This window comes from Mariniflexile maritimum (assembly GCF_009746565.1).
Lineage (GTDB): Bacteria > Bacteroidota > Bacteroidia > Flavobacteriales > Flavobacteriaceae > Mariniflexile > Mariniflexile maritimum.
In genome coordinates, this window is the sequence record NZ_WRPN01000003.1 from 201,934 (window position 1) to 220,676 (window position 18,743).

At 38.5% G+C, this 18,743-nt stretch carries 18 protein-coding genes; 9 read left to right on the forward strand and 9 right to left on the reverse strand.

What is annotated here, in order from left to right; genetic code table 11:
- Positions 1-76 precede the first annotated feature (76 nt).
- From GQO80_RS06240 to radC, 6 genes are read right to left on the reverse strand one after another with little or no spacing between them, the layout of a single operon-like run.
- Positions 77-949, reverse strand: a complete 873-nt coding sequence (locus GQO80_RS06240) for a hypothetical protein (RefSeq protein WP_157207476.1) — start codon at positions 947-949, stop codon at positions 77-79.
- Positions 946-2,346 (reverse strand): DUF5723 family protein, encoded by a 1,401-nt coding sequence (locus GQO80_RS06245; RefSeq protein ID WP_157207477.1) that lies wholly within the window; start codon positions 2,344-2,346, stop codon positions 946-948. Before GQO80_RS06245 ends, GQO80_RS06240 begins: the two co-directional genes overlap by 4 nt.
- Entirely contained in the window at positions 2,343-2,909 is a 567-nt protein-coding gene (locus tag GQO80_RS06250) for a hypothetical protein (protein ID WP_198037733.1), read from the reverse strand. Before GQO80_RS06250 ends, GQO80_RS06245 begins: the two co-directional genes overlap by 4 nt.
- A 37-nt stretch (positions 2,910-2,946) precedes the next feature.
- Positions 2,947-3,636 carry a YjjG family noncanonical pyrimidine nucleotidase gene (locus GQO80_RS06255; protein ID WP_157207479.1) on the reverse strand — a complete coding sequence of 230 codons (690 nt, stop codon included), beginning with the start codon at positions 3,634-3,636 and terminating at the stop codon, positions 2,947-2,949.
- Positions 3,626-4,927, reverse strand: a complete 1,302-nt coding sequence (locus GQO80_RS06260; RefSeq protein ID WP_157207480.1) for a polysaccharide deacetylase family protein — start codon at positions 4,925-4,927, stop codon at positions 3,626-3,628. The genes GQO80_RS06255 and GQO80_RS06260 overlap by 11 nt, the downstream gene beginning before the upstream one ends.
- 48 nt (positions 4,928-4,975) lie before the next feature.
- Positions 4,976-5,674, reverse strand: a complete 699-nt coding sequence (gene radC, locus GQO80_RS06265) for a RadC family protein (RefSeq protein WP_157207481.1) — start codon at positions 5,672-5,674, stop codon at positions 4,976-4,978.
- Between the two features lie 64 nt (positions 5,675-5,738).
- Between radC and GQO80_RS06270 the strand changes: the two genes are divergently transcribed.
- Complete coding sequence (locus GQO80_RS06270) at positions 5,739-6,338, forward strand: FMN-binding negative transcriptional regulator (protein WP_157207482.1); 600 nt, start codon at positions 5,739-5,741, stop codon at positions 6,336-6,338.
- 57 nt (positions 6,339-6,395) lie between these two features.
- Entirely contained in the window at positions 6,396-7,262 is an 867-nt protein-coding gene (locus GQO80_RS06275; protein ID WP_157207483.1) for an alpha/beta hydrolase, read from the forward strand.
- A 50-nt stretch (positions 7,263-7,312) separates the two neighbouring features.
- Here GQO80_RS06275 and GQO80_RS06280 read toward each other — a convergent pair whose 3' ends face one another.
- Complete coding sequence (locus tag GQO80_RS06280; protein WP_157207484.1) at positions 7,313-8,668, reverse strand: UDP-N-acetylmuramate--L-alanine ligase; 1,356 nt, start codon at positions 8,666-8,668, stop codon at positions 7,313-7,315.
- A gap of 556 nt (positions 8,669-9,224) precedes the next feature.
- On the opposite strand from GQO80_RS06280, the gene rlmN reads away from it, so the two are divergent.
- The gene (gene rlmN / locus GQO80_RS06285; protein WP_157207485.1) at positions 9,225-10,265 is read left to right on the forward strand and encodes a 23S rRNA (adenine(2503)-C(2))-methyltransferase RlmN; all 1,041 of its coding nucleotides are present in this window, start codon (positions 9,225-9,227) and stop codon (positions 10,263-10,265) included.
- Positions 10,266-10,316: 51 nt separating this feature from the next.
- On the opposite strand, the gene GQO80_RS06290 is transcribed toward rlmN, so the two are convergent.
- Positions 10,317-11,462, reverse strand: a complete 1,146-nt coding sequence (locus GQO80_RS06290) for a T9SS-dependent choice-of-anchor J family protein (RefSeq protein WP_157207486.1) — start codon at positions 11,460-11,462, stop codon at positions 10,317-10,319.
- A gap of 156 nt (positions 11,463-11,618) precedes the next feature.
- Between GQO80_RS06290 and GQO80_RS06295 the strand changes: the two genes are divergently transcribed.
- Positions 11,619-12,596 carry a polyprenyl synthetase family protein gene (locus tag GQO80_RS06295; RefSeq protein ID WP_157207487.1) on the forward strand — a complete coding sequence of 326 codons (978 nt, stop codon included), beginning with the start codon at positions 11,619-11,621 and terminating at the stop codon, positions 12,594-12,596.
- Positions 12,597-12,618: 22 nt separating this feature from the next.
- Here GQO80_RS06295 and GQO80_RS06300 read toward each other — a convergent pair whose 3' ends face one another.
- Positions 12,619-14,136: a pyruvate kinase gene (locus tag GQO80_RS06300; RefSeq protein WP_198037734.1), complete on the reverse strand. Its 1,518-nt coding sequence runs from the start codon at positions 14,134-14,136 to the stop codon at positions 12,619-12,621.
- Positions 14,137-14,357: 221 nt separating this feature from the next.
- Between GQO80_RS06300 and GQO80_RS06305 the strand changes: the two genes are divergently transcribed.
- The 5 genes from GQO80_RS06305 to GQO80_RS06325 all read left to right on the forward strand — a co-directional run bounded on the left by GQO80_RS06305 (position 14,358) and on the right by GQO80_RS06325 (position 18,740).
- On the forward strand, positions 14,358-14,924 hold the full coding sequence (locus GQO80_RS06305; protein ID WP_157207489.1) for an RNA polymerase sigma factor: 567 nt from the start codon (positions 14,358-14,360) through the stop codon (positions 14,922-14,924).
- Positions 14,911-15,618 (forward strand): hypothetical protein, encoded by a 708-nt coding sequence (locus tag GQO80_RS06310; RefSeq protein ID WP_157207490.1) that lies wholly within the window; start codon positions 14,911-14,913, stop codon positions 15,616-15,618. Before GQO80_RS06305 ends, GQO80_RS06310 begins: the two co-directional genes overlap by 14 nt.
- 49 nt (positions 15,619-15,667) lie before the next feature.
- Positions 15,668-16,759 carry a hypothetical protein gene (locus tag GQO80_RS06315; protein ID WP_157207491.1) on the forward strand — a complete coding sequence of 364 codons (1,092 nt, stop codon included), beginning with the start codon at positions 15,668-15,670 and terminating at the stop codon, positions 16,757-16,759.
- Between the two features lie 222 nt (positions 16,760-16,981).
- Positions 16,982-17,575, forward strand: a complete 594-nt coding sequence (locus GQO80_RS06320) for a SprT-like domain-containing protein (RefSeq protein ID WP_157207492.1) — start codon at positions 16,982-16,984, stop codon at positions 17,573-17,575.
- Positions 17,576-17,657: 82 nt separating this feature from the next.
- Positions 17,658-18,740 carry a mannose-1-phosphate guanylyltransferase gene (locus GQO80_RS06325; protein ID WP_157207493.1) on the forward strand — a complete coding sequence of 361 codons (1,083 nt, stop codon included), beginning with the start codon at positions 17,658-17,660 and terminating at the stop codon, positions 18,738-18,740.
- Positions 18,741-18,743: the final 3 nt, after the last annotated feature.

Below are 18,743 nucleotides of genomic sequence, written 5' to 3' on the forward strand. Positions count from 1 at the left end.
GTTGTTGAGTTGTATGTTGTTACGTTGTGAAATTAATTTCAGCTTAACAACTCAACGACAAACAACTCAACGCTTATTAAAACTTAATGTTGAGCATTTCTTGTTTTAGCTCGTTGTTTTCGTAGTATTCCAAAATCCAGTTAGCATCTTTTTTGTAAAGTGTTGCGTTTTTGTTTTCAACCATAAACACATCGGCAATACCTGTTTTTTTGATTTTATAAACTACTTTGGGCGTGCTGTCAACCAACTGGAAACCGTTTTCTATGGCTTGGGCATATAAAACGCCTGTTGTTGCTTGTTTTACGGGAGTTTCAGTGGTTTTTTGTTCCATTTCCGGTTGTTTAACTACGGGCACTTCGGGAAGGGTGGCTGTTTTTGGCGCAGCAACTTCCACTACAACTTCTTTTTCTTTTTTAAGATTTTGGATTTCTTCCTTTAATTGCTGAATTTCGGCGGCCACGGCATGGTTTGTAACACTGGTTTCTTGGGGTACGGTGGCAAGGGTTTGTGTGCTTGGTTCGTATTTATAGGCTAACTTTTCTATGGAATTAAAAGCATTTCGTAAGGCTTCGGTAAAGGCTTTTTTAAACTCTTTTTCTCGGCTCTCACCCATTTCGGAAGTATAGACTACGGCATCGTTACAATCTTTTAGTTCTACGGCCAACTTGGTTTTAAACATGCCGGAATCTTTTAATAAATTTGATTTTAAGGCCAAACAGCGGTTTCTTATTAAATCATCCGGATATTTTTCGCCTTCCATTAACGCTTCAAACCCATATTTCTCAAATAAAAATTTGGTCAACGCATTTAACTGGTATTGGTCTTTTTCCTTTAAAAAATCGAATTTATTGGGCACAATTACATATTTATAATTGTTTAAGTTGGCTTGCGAAAACACACTTGCGGTTATAAAAAAGGCGATTAATAGTGCTGAAATTTTTGTCTTCATTTTTTTTTGAATATATAGTTAAACCCTAACTGTAAAGATACACTTTGTGCATTATATACGTTTTTATATTGCAAAAAATTATCTGCCATTACATAAAAATTTATATTTCCTAGGTTTGCCGATAGCCCCAAACCCAGATTGTACAATGAAAATGAATCGATGGTATAGGTTGTTTTTGCCGATAACCCTTTGAAGATGTGCCTAAAATAATACAACGTGAGTGCCGCTTGCGGTTGCTTGGGCCTATTGATGGCGTACAGTTGGGCACCAACAGCATTTTGATACTCACTTTCGCCTTTTATGCAGTTACAATCTTTTTCTTTTTTTTCGCCAAAGGCATAATTTAACGAAGCGTTCCATTTAACGGGGCGCCACGTGGTGAATTTGGTTTTGGTGGTATCGGCTTCAAAAATAGCGCTAAATTCATCTTCAACCTTGCTCCAATAGTCGTCGGCGGTTTGTCCTGCTCCCGCTTCTGAGAAAAAAGGGTTAATGCCTTCAAATGCATAGCGACCCCTTACGGAATAATTTTCGACATCCTTGGTGTGCCTGATAAAGCCAACATCCAAGATACTGGCATCGAAAGTCCATTGTTTATCGAATTGGTAGGTAAAGCCCACATCGAAACCTAGGCCTAAATCGCCACCCAATAGCATCCGTTTTTTTAGGTCTTTATAAATAGCATCTGCTTCACCATCCTTAATATTGGCCAATCCAGAGGTTTTTACTTCCAAATCCAAATCAAAAATATGGGTGTAAATGTTGTTTTGGCCTTGTACCGTTACAAAACTTCCTTGGTTTTTTGTGGAATTTACGTTTATGATACTTGAATATATTTTTCCCCGAACACCATAAGTAAACAGGTTGTTTACCTTTTTGTTGTAGCCCAAATGAAAAACCGAAATAACCTCGCCGCTAGCGTTTAAATGGCCCGCATCAAACACCCTATTGATATTATTTTGGTTTCCTTCTAAGCCCAAAATGGCATAATCCTTGGGTACATAGCCAATAACATCCAATTCCTGATAAATTCCAAAACTTATATACTCATTTTTTTCAAAGGAACTTCCAAAAGCAAACCCTCCGGAAAGCAGCTCCAATTGTTGATTGATGCTTACAAAATTTCTAGCTTTCGATTTATAAACCGCGTTTTGTAGTTTGGTGTTGAAATCGACACCGTTATCGGCAAACACATCATAAACCGTTATGCCCGAGGTGCCGGCGCTTGCATGGATATGGGATAAAAACGGCACGCCCACAAAGCCCGAATTTTTAATTTTAACACCCGGATTGAGCAATAATGATTGTGGAACCTCTGAAAAACCATAAAGCAACTGCTTGTTTTGCCCAAACGAAAAGCAAGTAATGAAAACAAAAGTCATACTTAGGTGCCTCATAGACTTGAACTTTCCAGGTTAAAGTATAATACCGCTTTCGATTTTAGGCTTATCCTACCGCTGGTATTATTAGTAATTGCCGCACCGGGAAGCATGTTTAAGGTAAAAACGATTTTTGTGGTGTTTTTTAAGGCTACTAATGAAGGCCCCTCAAAAAGTTCGGTGAAACGGGAAGTTACCGGAGCACTATTGGTTGAAGGCGGAATTGAAACCGTAAAGGTATGCTGGGTTTGCCCTGAATTGTTTAAAAAAGCGACCCGTACCTGAAACCCTCTATTTATAGCGTTATTGGTTTCAAAAACAAATTCGGCTTTTGCCAAATTATCGGTTATAAATTCGCTTTTAAAAAAATCGACCTGAATAAAATCCTGAATGGTGGCTATTTCGTTGCCATTATCCAAAAAACGGGTTGCAGGTTCATCAAAGAAAATAAGACTGGATTCCACGACGGGCGTGGTTTTAAAATCGTTTATTTGATCGAAATCAACAGGTTCGGTACAAGACAAATAGAAACTATTTATGATGATTGCCAAAAACAGGTATTTTACAAATTGTTTTATCACATTTATGAAACGTTAGAGGAACAGATATCGTTTAAAATTATAAATATTTTTTTATTTCGATTAATTCCGATATTTGATTAACGTTCGTTTTAACAGGCATATTATTGGTATCAAAATAAATAACTTCCATTCCCACGTTTTGGGCGCCCACGATGTCGGCCTCATAGCCGTCGCCAATCATTATGCTTTTGTTTACCGTGGTTTGCGCCTTTTCAAGAGCCAAATGAAAAATTTGAGGGTGTGGTTTTTTTATCCCAATATCCTCACCATTGGTAACGGTTTTAAAATATTTAAGAATATTCGATTTGACCAATTTCTTGGACTGAACCTCTTCAAACCCATTGGAAATAATATGAAGACTATACTTGGGGCTTAAATATTCTAGGATTTCGATGGTATTGGCAAACAAATAATTATTGTCGGTAAGATAAGTGATGTATTCGGTTGATAAAATGGAAATCATATCGGCTTCCACAGGAAAATTGCAGACTGCAAAGGTGTCCTTCAACCTACCAAGCCGCAGTACTTCCTTATCTATTTTGGCATCCCTGTAAAGTTTCCAATACTGAAAATTTATATCTCTGTAATGCAGCAAAAAAATATTGATATCTATTTCAATGTTATGCATTTTGAAAATTTTTTCAAAGGTTAAAGCTGAATTTTTATCAAAATCCCAAAGGGTATGATCTAAATCAAAAAACACATCTGTTATTCCGTTAATTTTCATCGGCCGATTCTAAAATACTGTTAAACAACTCTTTAAATCCTTTCCACCGTTCCATATCGCTGAAGGTATAATTATGGAAAACAGGAATGAACTCGCCATTTACCTGCTTCACTTCGTTAATAATCTCATTCAAAACCTTTTTCTTATCTAACAGTGAATGGGTTTTTAGCAATACATAATCCATAAGGTGATAGGTGTGAATTTTTAGGGGCGTTTGAAGTTCATAATCCAAATCGTAAAACAAAAACGGGGTGCAAGTACCCGCCCTAAACCCTAATTGGTTCACGTAACCCATGGTATAATCTTCAAAAATCTCAAGTTTTATAAGGTTTCTATACGATTCTGGCAGGTTTAGTTTTGAAAACGATTGACGCGAAGCTTTTAAAGTGGTATTCAAAATATCTTCCATTTTTAGTTTTTCCTTTTTTAGGATAGCTAAATTGTCGAGCGCAAAAAAAGATGTCTTCAAGCCTACCTCGCTATAATCGGCCACATGTTTTATAAGCGATACAAATGCCTTGTTATTAGGGTTCACACTTTTGTCGTAGGTGGAATAATCGCCTATTAAAAAGAAAAACATGAACTTAAACTCGCTCTGTTTTTGTTTGTTAATAATGTATGTAAAGGTATCGTAAGGATCGTGTTCTGCACCAAAAATAACCATAAAACGGTTGTACAAGCTCCTAAATTTAAACTTTAGCAAATCCTTAACCGTGCCCCCAACGGTTCGCATAATGCCCTTTAGTTTAAAATGGTAAGGCGTTGGCACATCAATAACCGGTTTAACGCTGTATTTTTTTTGCACAAATCGATACGTTGGAAAATGAAGTTGTAAGGCCTGTTTAAATTTATCCGACCAAATATCAACAACAGGTTGGTGCAAAAACCCGTTTTTATGGGCAATGCTATCCGTTGCCAAAAAGCGTCCGTAATCATCTTTTACGTGTGGTAAATATTCCTCATAGCGAGAAAGCAAATAAAAAGAGGCCGCAAAAATATCGAATGGAATGGCACTTTTATCGCCATTGAAAAAAAAACATTTGGTATGGCCCCATTTTTGAACGTTAATGTCGATATCGTTCAAGCCTTGTTCAAACAAAAGGTCGTGGCTTTTTATAAAAAACTCGTTGCCCAGTTGTTGTTTGGTATAGGATATTTTTAAACTATCGTGCGCTATAAATTCCTCGATTTTAGTGGTAAAGGACACCTCAACACCCAAAATTCGAATGCAGATATGCTTAAAAATGTATGTTAAGCGCGGGGTAATGGTATGGGTATAAACTAAAAGCATAAAATGGGTTTGCAGTTTTCGGTAGCAGTTTTTAGCACTTCAACCAATTTATAAAATCGCTTCATCGGCAAAACTAAAATAGGTACTTTCAGTTATAATTAGGTGGTCCAGCACTTTTATGTCCAAACTTTCTGAAGCTGTTTTTAGTTTTTTGGTTATTTGTTTATCAGCATCACTGGGTTTTAAGGTTCCAGATGGATGGTTGTGCACCAAAATTAATCCGGTTGCCCCTACTTCCAAAGCATTTTTTAAAACCAAACGCACATCAACCAACGTGCCCGTAATGCCGCCTTTGCTTAATTGGTTTTTCTGAATGACCTTATTGGAATTGTTTAAGTAAATAATCCAGAACTCCTCATGTTGCAGCTCGCCAATAAGGGGTTGCATGAGCTCGAAAACCGATGTGCTGGAGGTTATTTTATGTTTCTCCAGGGCTTCCTCGCCCCGTCGTCGTCGTCCCAGTTCCATGGCGGCCACAATGGCAATGGCCTTTGCTTCCCCAATGCCCTTAAATGCCATAAGTTGCTTGATGGATAGCTTGCCCAGTGCATTCAAATTGTTCGCTACGCTTGCCAACATGCGCTTGCTTAAATCTACGGCACTTTCATTTTTGCTGCCCGAAGCAATTAAAATAGCCACCAATTCGGCATCACTTAAAGCCTCTTTGCCTTTACCGAGTAATTTTTCCCGAGGTCTATCGTCTTGATTCCAATTTTTTATTGAAAACGGCACTAGTTTTTCTTGCATAGAGTAAAGATAAATATTGTAAATTTAAAAACGCAATATGAAAATCTAAAAATCGTAAATTCAGTTGAAATATCCACCAAAAATACATCAAGACTCCAACAGAAACCATCTTATTGAAGTTATTAAAACCTATCCGTTGGCCACCATCATTTCAGTAAAAAACAACACTCCCCTTATTACCCATTTGCCGTTAATTTACAATGCCAAAGGCCAATTAATCGGGCATATTGATAAACAAAACCCGCAGGCCGCTTTATTAAAAAACAACACCCCTATTACCGTACTTTTTTCGGGGCCGCAATGCTATATATCGCCCAGTATTTATACCACCACGCAATTGCCCACCTGGAACTACATAAAAGTACATATTCAGGGCACCGTAAACGGCAACCCCAGCAAGAAGGCCTTAAAGGATTCGCTAATTGCAATGACCGAATTTTTAGAGCAACCCCAGCATAAATACGTTTTGGAGCCCAACAACCAACGCATGCTGGCTGCTTTAGATTACATTGATTTGTTTGAAATTACGATTACTGCTTGGGAAGGCAAATTTAAATTGTCGCAAGATAAAACGCCGCAAGATATGGCCAATGCCCGAGCCGAACTTTTACGAGCCAACCAAGTGAGTGTGGAAACTTTTTTGAACAGGATTTTCCCGCGATAACAAAAACATATAAACGGAAACTCAAAGAATTTATAAAAACAAATTAAAGATTAAACAATGAAGCAGTTATTTTTTTTTAGCGTTTTAAATCTCATAACACTTTTTAGCGGATTTTCGCAGCAACAAACCTATACGCCCGTAAGTTTTCCTAATGGCTACCAAAGCCAGATAGATGTTGTTTACACACAGATAAACAAATGGAACGGTCGTATGGATTTATATACAAACCCTGAAGCCAAAACACCCACGCCCATTGTCATCAACATCCATGGAGGAGGTTGGAACCATGGAGAAAAGGAATCGCAGAGTGGTTTTGGCTCTTGGTTTAAAAACGGCTATGCCGTAGCAAATGTGGAATACCGTTTGGTAGATGTAGCCCCCGCTCCTGCTGCCATTGAAGATGTACGATGTGCCTTAATTTATGTGTATAAAAACGCAAAAACCTTAAATATTGATACTAATAAAATTGTTGTTATGGGCGGTTCGTCTGGAGGGCATTTGGCACTAATGACGGGTTTGTTGGGAAACGATAAACGATTTGACAGCAACTGCTATTTTAACGGCAATATTAAAGTGGCGGCCATTATAAACAAATATGGCGTTACCGATTTAGCACCATTGGCAGCATGGAAATCGGCAAAAAACTGGCTGGGAGCAAGGTTTAACAACCAGAAGTTTATAGAATCTGTATCGCCAATTTATTATATAACTAAGGAAAGTCCGCCCATTTTTATAGTGCACGGCGATGCCGATCCTATTGTGCCTTACCAGCAGTCGGTTGTACTATATGAAAAATTAAAGGCCCACAATGTTACTACCGAATTCCTAACCATTCCCGGTGGCAACCATGGTAAATTTACTAAAGAACAAAACGACCTTTTCAGCAACAAAATGTGGGCGTTTTTAAAGGAATTGGGATTATGATTAAAATTCTTGCCCAATTAAAAACAGGCTTCTATCGCTGCACGAATTTTTCACACAATCAACCCTTTCACCTCATCAAAATTAAGTCCGCCATAATTTCCGGAACTCATTAACAGCAACGCTTTGTTATCAAAGTTTTGCGAGAAGAGGAAGTTTTTAAAATCGTCTGGGTTGGTGTAAATAATAAGGTCGTCGCGCTCAAAAGCAGTGGCTATTTGTTCGTGGCTAACTTCTTTAAGTTTTTTAATTTCTACGGCATGGGGCGAGTAAAACACGACGGCAACATCGGCAGCATCTAGCGCACCTTTGTATTCTTTTAAAAATTCGGCATTTAAACTGCTATACGTGTGCAGTTCTAAACAGGCAACCACCGTTCTGTTGGCATATTGTTCTTTTACGGCCTTGGTGGTGGCCTCAACTTTACTGGGCGAGTGTGCAAAATCTTTAAAGGCAACGCTATTTTTGCTTTCGGCTATTTTTTCCAAGCGCTTGCTGGCACCTTTAAATGTGGCTATGGCTTCGTAAAAATCGGTTTCATCAATGCCCATGTGTTGGCAAATCCATTTCGCACCGGTTAAATTATTTAGGTTATGCTTTCCAAATACCTCAATAGGCAATGGGCCTTCGGGAGTTTCCAGAAGCGTTTGCCCGTTTTCAACCGTATATGCTGGCGTATGGTAGGGTAATTTTCGAATAGGGTTTACCGATGCTTCCACCACACGCTTAACCTCGGCATCTTCTTCATTATAGGTTATGCTGCCACCATCTACAATGCTATCTACAAAAATTTGGAACTGCTCCACATAATTTTCATAGGTTGGAAATACGTTAATGTGGTCCCAAGCAATACCGCTCAACAAAGCAATATTGGGTTTATATAAATGGAATTTCGGGCGTCTGTCAATAGGTGAGCTTAAATACTCGTCGCCTTCAAGCACCATAAAATCGTTGGTTTCGGTGAGTTTTACCATCACATCAAACCCTTCTAATTGCGCACCCACCATATAATCAACATCACGGTTATGATAATGCATCACATGTAAAATCATGGATGTAATGGTCGTTTTTCCGTGGCTACCACCAATAACCACGCGGGTTTTGTGTTTAGATTGTTCATACAAAAACTCGGGATAGCTGTAAATTTTAAGTCCTAATTCTTGTGCTTTTATCAACTCGGGGTTATCGGCTTTGGCATGCATCCCTAAAACAATGGCATCCAAAGTTTTGTTGATTTTCCCTGGAAACCAACCATAAGAAGTTGGCAATAAACCTTTAGCGCTTAATCGTGATTTCGAAGGCTCGAAAATCTCATCATCACTTCCAGTTACCTGATAGCCTTTATTGTGTAATGCAATGGCAAGGTTGTGCATGGCAGAACCGCCAATAGCGATAAAATGTACATTCATGGTGTTGCTTTGAAAGATTCAAATATACTTTTTTAGACACAAATTTCACGAATTTCCACGAATTAAAATATACCCATTGAAAACGGATTGTCGCTACAGTAAGCTTAAAATTAAGCTGCCGCTTTTTTGACACGGATTTCACGAATTGCCACGAATTAAAATGCAACTATTGAAAACGGATTGTTGCTACACTATGCTTAAATTTAGACTGTGTCTTTTTTGACACGGATTTCACGAATTGGCACGGATTAAAATGCAACTATTGAAAACGGATTCTTGTAACACTAAGCTTAAATTTAGACTGTGTCTTTTTTGACACGGATTTCACGAATTTCCACGAATTAAAATACAACCATTGAAAACGGATTGTTGCTACACTAAGCTTAAATTTAAACTGCCACTTTTTTTGACACGGATTTCACGAATTGGCACGGATTAAAAAAGCCCCCTAAACTCCTGATAGGGAAATTCAAATTGTCGCGGGGAAATTCGTTATTCAAAATTCGTTATTCGTTACTCGTTAATCATAATTGGTTTCCCTATTTTTGCACTACTTATGGCAACATCAAAAAAAGATATTCGCGCATTATCCAAAGAGCAACTTCGGGAATTCTTTGAAAAGCAAGGAGACAAAGCGTTTCGAGGCAACCAAGTTTATGAATGGTTGTGGCATAAGGCGGCACAACGTTTTGAGGACATGACCAACCTTTCAAAAGAAACCCGCGATATGCTGGAGGCTCACTTCGTAATAAACCACATAAAGGTCGATGCCATGCAACGCAGTAACGACGGCACGGTTAAAAATGCGGTGCGCTTGCACGATGGATTGATTGTGGAATCGGTGCTAATCCCTACTGCCACCCGAACCACCGCCTGTGTTTCCAGTCAAGTTGGTTGTAGTTTAGACTGTAAATTTTGTGCTACGGCACGTTTAAAACGGATGCGCAATTTAAACCCCGACGAGATTTACGACCAAGTGGTTACCATTAACAACGAAAGCAAACTGTATTTCAACAGGCCATTAAGCAATATTGTGTTTATGGGCATGGGCGAACCACTTATGAACTACAACAATGTAATGAAAGCTATTGAAAAGATTACCGCTTCGGAAGGTTTGGGCATGTCGCCAAAACGCATTACGGTTTCTACATCGGGCGTTCCAAAAATGATAAAAAAGATGGCCGACGACGATGTGAAATTCAATTTGGCAGTGTCGTTACATTCGGCTATTGATGAAGTACGCACGTCCATCATGCCTTTTAACGAACATTTTCCGTTGGAAGATTTACGGGAAGCCCTAGAATATTGGTATGCAAAAACCAAACGTAAAATAAGTTATGAGTACGTGGTTTGGAAAGGCATTAACGATTCACAAAAAGACATTGATGCCCTAGTGAAATTCTGCAAATATGTACCCAGTAAAGTAAACATTATTGAGTACAACCCGATAGATGATGGCGACTTTAAACAAGCAAATAATGATGCTTTGGAAAACTACATACAATGTTTAGAAAAAAACAGGATTGTGGTGAATGTGCGCCGAAGCCGGGGCAAAGATATTGATGCCGCTTGTGGGCAGTTGGCCAACAAAAGCTAAAAAAGGAAGCGGTTCACCACTTCCTTTTTTGTTTAAGTGTCTTGCAAAAATTTACTCTTTAATTATTTTGATGGCCTGAGATTTGTTATCAACCTTCACATTCATATAATACATGCCTTTAGCCAAAGAACTCAAATCAACCGTTTTGTTTATAATGCTTGTTTTCTTGATGTCCATAACTCGTTGCCCAAGTTGATTGGAAACTGAAATGGCTTCAATATCCGCAGTTGTTTTTATGTGTACTTGATCTTTTACGGGGTTTGGATATACTGAAAACAGCCCCTTGTTAGGCTCATTGATGGAAAGTGATGGATCGGCCCCGGTAGTGAAAGACCAAATAGAAGAACCTATGGCATTTCCACCTGCATTATATGCAATTATTTGCCAGTAATACGTTGTAGAATAGGACAAACCATACAAGGTAAAACCCGAACTTGGTGCATTAAAAGATAAATCGTTTGGAGGGCTCGACAATCCAAAATTAAATATATAACCACTGGGTGCTTCACCGGTTATGGCATCTTCCCATGTAAATTCGTATGCAGCATCGTTTGAATCGATAACCAAATCACCGTTATAATCGGTATCTACAACCAATGCAACACTAGGGGCTGCGTTAATGGGGTTAGGCGTAATAACAGGATTTGGAGCTGCTACAAAAGGAACAACATTCACATTGTCAATACCCCAACCATCCCCATCATTGTTTTCCATCACAAAAGCAACATATACCGCTTGGTTTAAATAGGATGTTGCCAAATTAACCGAAACCTGCTGAAACTCGCCAGCGGAAAATATATCGGTTTCCAAAATGGTTTTTATGGTTGTAAAATCGGCATGTGTCGTTTGGCTGCTTGTAGAGACCCTAATAGTAATTTTAGAGCCATAATCATCCGGATTGAAATCGCCTACATCAAAAGTTAAAATGCTTTTGCTAGCATCAACAGTAAATTGGGGCGTTACCAACCAATCTTCAGCGTTTTGTCCCGAAGTTACTGCTTCCCATAATACATAGGCGTAATTATCTGCTCCCGTAGAGATTTTCCAATTTTCTGTTGTACCTAAGCCATTAGCGCCCAAATACGAACTCCAACCCGTTGGGATGGTTGCACTACTTTGGAAATTTTCAGGAAATTGAGCAAAACCCTTAAAGGTGAAGCTGGTAACTATTAAGATTAATAATGTAATTTTTTTCATAAGCGTTACTGGGTTTAATGGATTAATAATTTACAATATATAAAAAATATTGGCTCGTTCCCCCAAGAAGCACATCGATTGCAGGCAGTTTTTAATTATTTATGCAATTCAAGTATTTTTTTAGTAGGTTTGTTACTTAAATGTAATTCTTTTAATTTGAAAATTGTAGAGCAAATAAAGCAGCCTATTGCCTTTGAAATGGATCTTTTCGAGCAAAAGTTCCTGTTGTCAATGTCTAGTAAAGTGGCTTTACTTAACCGAATTACAACCTACATTGTAAACCGAAAAGGAAAACAAATGCGCCCCATGTTTGTGTTTTTGGTGGCAAAAATGGTATCCAATGGCGAAGTTTGCGAACGCACCTACCGTGGGGCCTCGGTTATTGAATTGATACATACGGCAACCCTGGTTCATGATGATGTAGTGGATGATAGCAACCGCCGCCGTGGTTTTTTCTCGGTCAATGCCCTGTGGAAAAACAAAATCGCGGTTTTGATAGGCGATTATTTACTGTCGAAAGGCTTGCTTTTAAGCATCGACAACAACGATTTTGATTTATTAAAAATAATCTCGATAGCAGTGCGCGAAATGAGCGAAGGTGAATTGTTGCAAATTGAAAAAGCGCGCAAACTGGATATCACCGAAAGCATCTATTACGAAATTATTCGCCAAAAAACGGCAACCCTTATCGCTGCGTGCTGTAGTTTGGGTGCTGCCTCGGTAAAACCCGAATCGCAACATGTGGAAACGATGCGCAAATTTGGCGAACTTATTGGTATGGCGTTTCAAATTAAGGACGACTTATTTGATTATAGCGACGACCAAATTGGCAAACCCACGGGCATCGACATTAAAGAACAAAAAATGACCCTACCCCTTATTTATGTGCTGAATACCGTAGCTAAAAAAGATAAAAATTGGTTGATAAATTCCATTAAAAACCATAATAAAGACACCAAACGGGTTAAGGAAGTGGTGGCCTTTGTGAAGAACAATGGCGGCTTGGATTATGCGATTACCAAAATGAAACAATTTCAAGAGGAAGCGCTACAATTGCTTAATACCTACCCCGAATCGAACTATAAAAATTCGTTGGCACTCATGGTGAACTATGTTATTGACAGAAAAAAATAAGCCCCGTTTTTTAATTTGACTGTTACCCTAAAAATTTCCCAACCGATTTTTTGGCAACATTAAGTGCCCGTAACTCATTTTTCTTTTTAAATGAATGCCCTTCCATACGGGTTAATATATCTTTAAGAATTTTAATGGCCTCGTTTATATACGGCCCTTTGTTCAGCATCACGCACTCTGCTTGTGCACCCAGTGCCGCATCGCTTATTTCGGCACGCGTTGGGATGCCCGTTTTTGCAAGGTTTTCCAATACTTGAGTTGCCCAAATAACCGGAATATGGGCTGCTTCACAAAGCCATAAAATTTGGTTCTGCACTTCGGAAATACGCTCAAAACCTATCTCAACCGCCAAATCGCCCCGTGCTATCATAACCCCTATTTTGTTGCGTTCCATACCGGCAATCAATATTTCGGGCAGGTTTTCAAAAGCCTCCTTGTTTTCTATTTTAAATACTACCCCTAGGTTTTCAGCATGGTTTTTTTTAAGTTCGTGGTACAAACTTTTAACATCATCGGCAGTTCTCACAAAGGAATACCCCACAATATCGGCATGCTTGCAAACAAAAGGCAGGTGCTCAATATCTTTTTGGGTCAATGCTGGCAAGTTAAGCACCGTATTGGGCAGGTTAATGCCTTTATGCGACGATAGTTTCGATTTGTATGAATCGGTTACGACCAATTCTACCTCATCGGCTTTTTTTGAAATGACCCTGGTTTTAATCATGCCATCATCAAAAAACAACTCGTCGCCTTCTTTTACATCATCAATAATTTCGTGTAGCAAAACACCTATTTCGGCCTTTTCAAGTTGTTGGTTTACCTCGCCGAACAACGATTTCTTGCCCAAGGTTTCGCGTTTAGTAAGGATGATGTGTTCGCCCACCTGTATAGGGATGGCGCTTTTAATATGACCGTTTTTCTCATGGATTTCAATCTTCGAGGTTCGTATTTTTGGCCCCGACAAATCCATGTAAACACTTATTTTTTTGTGGCTCCCTTTATTGATCTCATGGATGGTATCTAGCATTTTTCGCCATATTGCCACATTACCATGACTTAAATTGATGCGGGCTATTTCCATACCGCTTAAAAACAAATCCTTAATAATTTGCTTGTTTTCGGCCGCTTCGTTGGGCAAGGTTACCATTATTTCGGTAAAATGCTTGTTTTTTGTTTCGTTAAACAATTTATTGGCATGCTTTTTCAGCAATTTCTTGCTTCCTTTATACCCAATAATCTCAATATTTGGATTGACATCAAAAGGAAGTCCTTGAATAAGTTTAAGGTTTCGAACCACATTGAACAAGTTGCCAAACACATAACCTTCGGCCGTCCGAATGGAGGAAATACCCATATCCGACAACGTATCGTGGTATTTTCTTAAGTCGAAACTCCTCAAAATCAAATACCTAAACAGGTTTTTGGCACTCAACCTATAATCGGCATGAACATGGGCTATTAAGGCTTCTATTCTACTTTCATTATCAATTATTGTTTGTAAAATATGGGTTAATCCGCTATCGATTCTTTGAATTTTCATTGTTTTAAATAAAACATGGTTCATCCTTCAAAATAACCACAATCTTTTCATATTCCGCCTTAAATTCAAATAAATATTTAATCCTAAAAAGTTTGGGTTTCTTGACAATTCATACAAATTTTTACAGCCATTTCAATTATATTTAAAAAAAATACCAACCTAAGGCAACCATTGGCCTGAAATTGGCGTCTTTAGGTATAGAAGGCTAAATGAACCCATTTTTGAAAGTTATCCAACTCCATAAAAACCAATCGGCACTCATTAAAAGCGCCCTAAAAAACAACCGGGACGCGCAACGTGTGCTATACGAACTGTATGCGCCAAAAATGCTTAGCGTTTGCAGATACTATATTAAAGATGAGCAACATGCCGAGGAAGCTATGCTCAACGGCTTTTTTAAGGTGTTTTCAAAGCTAGGCGATTTTAAGGCTGAAGGCTCTTTTGAAGGTTGGATACGGCGCATAATGGTTAGGGAATCCATTTCGTTTTTAAGGCAACAAAAGCATATTGAGTTTCCTGTTGAAGAGTTTGATATGGAAGCAGAAACCATCAACCCCATAAAAACAGAAATGGACGTTGGCGAAATACAACAAGCCATTGACGCGCTTCCCGAAGGCTATAAAATGGTATTTATAATGTATGCCATTGAAGGCTACAAGCACCATGAAATTGCCAATTTGCTAAAAATTACCGAAGGCACCTCAAAATCGCAATTATTTAAGGCGCGCAAGATGCTTCAGGAAAAATTACAGAATTTAAACACAACAACAAGTTATGGAACCAAATAAATTTGATAACAACATCAAAGAAACCCTTGAAAATAGGCGTTTGCACCCTTCAAAGGAGTCATGGAACAAACTTTCCCAACACTTGGAAAGTCAAAATAAAAAACAAAACAACAAAGCTATTTGGTTTGTAGCTGTTGCTGCAAGTTTGGCAGGGTTGCTGTTTGTAGCCTTTCAGTTTTTTAATACCAAAGAAATTACACCTGTAATTACAGATTTCCCTGTAATCAAGATACAAGAAAATAGGCCCATTGCAAGTGAAAAAGAGACAGTAACAAACGATGGGTTTACGAATGAACATTCCAAAAAGCAACTGCTAAAAGCAACGACCAAAGTTGTCTCTGAAGCAATGGTACTTCCAAAAGAGAACCAGCATTCAATAAAATCTTCTGAAGAAGTTGCTAAAAGCATATCCGTTGAAACACAAAAAATAGAAACCATTGTTGCCCATGTGAACGATTTAAAAAACAACCACCAAACCGTTACCTCCGAATATATAGAAGCCTTGCTTAACCAAGCCGAAAAAGAAATCAGGATGCAAAAATCACAAAATGGAAGCGCCAAAGTGGTTGATGCGTCTTTATTGCTGCAACAGGTGGAAACCGATTTAGACCAATCGTTTAGAAGCAAGGTTTTCGAAGCCATAAAGGCAAGTTACACAACCATGAAAACAGTTGTAGCACAACGTAATAACTAAAAAACATCAGTCAATAATCATCAAAATCAACATCAAAAAACGAACCGTTATGCAAACAATTACCAAGTATTTCGTACTTATCGTGCTAAGTTTAGCCATGCAAATCTTAAATGCACAAGACACCATTAAAAAACCAAGTGACAACGACAAATTAGAGACCTTCCAAAAAGCCAAAGACCAGATTGCGAATGAAGAACGCGAACTTTTAAAAAAAGAAGTGGAAGCCATTAATAACCGGTTGGATAATTTGGAAATCTCGCCCGCAGAAGCCGAAATCCTAAAAAAGGAAGCAGCCAAAAAACGCGCCTTGAACATTGAAAACCGTTTAGCAATTATTGATCATAAAATTGCACTTTATGAGCGGAATGGAAAAGACTACGAATTTGTGGGTGAAAGAGCCATTAACGGTATCATAAGAATTGGCACGGGAGACAACACAAGTGAAAGTTTTGTTTATATTGGAGATAAGGCAAACGATAAACCCAAAAACCAAAAATATGATAAGCGCACCAGCAGCGATTTTGTATTGGCTTTTGGCTTAAACAATACTATTGTTGAAGGCGACAAACTAGATAATTCGCCCTATAAATTTGGCGGTTCCCGCTTTTTTGAAGTTGGTTGGGCATGGAAAACCCGCGTGTTTAGAGAGTCGAATTTTATGCGCTTTAAATATGGTTACTCGCTCCAAATAAATGGGTTAAAACCAACCGATAATCAATATTTTGTCCAACAGGGCAACCAAACGGCTCTTGAAGCGTTTCCTGAAAACCTAAAAAAATCGAAACTCTCCATCAGTAATTTGGTTTTTCCTGTTCATTTTGAATTTGGGCCTTCAAAAAAAATAGAAAAAGACACTTATTTTAGATATTCAACCGCCAATCAATTTAAAATAGGGCTTGGAGGCTATGGTGGCTTTAACGTTGGTACGCGTCAAAAATTAAAATACGAATTGGATGGCGAGCGGGTAAAAGAAAAGCAAAAACGCGGGTTTAACGCCAGTAATTTAGTATATGGCCTAAGTGGTTACGTTGCGATTGACGAAGTAGCACTTTACGTGAAATACGACCTATCGCCCATTTTTAAAGACCAAGCCATAAAACAGAACAATATTTCTTTAGGGCTCAGGTTTGACATAGATTAGTCGTATTCTCAAATTATTCAAAGCACGAAGCAATCTTTCTCTTGATTATGAATCACTTAAAGATTGCTTCGTCGCTCCTTTCTGCCATTAACGTTTTAACAATTTTCTTCACTTTAGCTTGTTTTGGCTTTCTTGTTTTTTATAGGGCACTAAACAAACTTACTTTGGGCGCGATACAAATTCAATTGCGATACTTAAAAGAATTCCATTATTTTTGCAGGTATGCAAAAGCTCCTTCAAGACTACATTCCAGAATCGGCCATGGCACCTGTTTTAAACCTTTTAAAACATGATCACCTAACCATAAAAATAAAAAACGAGCGCAAAACGCGCCATGGCGATTACCAAAAACTCGCCAACAACAAGCATCAAATAACCATTAACGCCAACTTAAACCATTATCGGTTTTTAATAACGCTCATTCACGAAATCGCCCATTTTGAAGCCTATAAAACCTATGGTCGCTTTATAAAACCACATGGCAAGGAATGGAAACGCACTTTTCAGCATCTTATGCTTCCTTTTCTAAATCCAGAAATCTTTCCAGATGCACTTTTACCGCTTTTGGCAAAGCATTTTAAAAATCCCAAAGCATCAAGCGATAGCGACGCTATTTTAGCCCTGGCTTTAAAGCAATATGACCAACCTAACAATAAAACCTTTATTTTTGAAGTGCCTTTGGGGGAAACTTTCAAAATTTATAACGGCAAAGTGTTCAAGAAAGGCGAAAAAAGAACCAAGCGATTTGAATGTATGGAAATAAAAACTGGTCGCACGTACTTATTCAACCCCAATGCAGAGGTTGATTTGATGTGAGTTTACCATTGAATTTTGCAGTTTCAATACGCAGAAAATAGAAATTAAACAGATTCCTGCTTTCACAGGAAAGAGAAAAAAGATGAAAAACAAAAATTACTACGCCATATTGATGGCAGGCGGTGTTGGTTCCAGGTTTTGGCCCGTAAGCACCGAGGCGTTCCCTAAACAGTTTCACGACATGTTGGGAACTGGCGATACCTTACTACAAAAAACCTTCAAACGGTTGGCGCACCTTATTCCTAAAGAAAATATTTTCATACTCACCAACGAGCGGTATAACCATCTGGTTTTTAACCAACTGCCCGAAGTTACCCAACGTCAGGTAGTTTTGGAACCCGCCATGCGCAACACAGCACCTTGTATTTTATATGCTTCGTTGAAAATCCAAAAAGAAAATCCAGATGCCCTTATGATTGTGGCACCCAGCGACCATTGGATTGAGGATGAATTGACCTTCACCAAAAACGTGCAGCAAGCCTTCGATTATTGTTCAAACCATAACGCATTGATGACGCTTGGTATCCAACCTACCTTCCCAAATACGGGATATGGGTATATTGAATTTGACAAAGCTTCCGCGGAAGCGATAAAATCGGTGCGCCAATTTCGTGAAAAACCCGATTATGAAACGGCCAAAGACTTTATTGCACAAGGAAATTTTTTATGGAACGCAGGTATTTTTATGTGGAGCGTAAAAAGCGTGGTCGATGCCTTTAAAAACAACCAACCCACCTTATATGCCCTTTTTCAAACGGGAATGGATGCTTATAATACCCATTTGGAAGCAGGTTTTATAAAAGACCATTACCCAAAGGCAGAAAACATTTCGGTGGATTATGCCATCATGGAAAAATCGGGAAATGTACACGTAATTGCGGCAGAATTTGATTGGAACGACCTAGGAACTTGGGGCAGTTTGTACGACAAATTAGATAAAGACAAGGCAGGAAATGCAGTAGTACACGCCAAAACCCTGGCTGAGGAAGCTTCGGGCAACATGATTCGTACCCAGAATGATAAAATAGTTGTAGTTGATGGTTTACAGGATTACATAATTGTAGATAACGAACAGGTATTGCTTATTTACCCAAAAGCCAAAGAACAGGATATTAAAAAAGTGCTTCAACAAGTTAAGGACCAATTTGGAAAAGAGCACGGATAATCT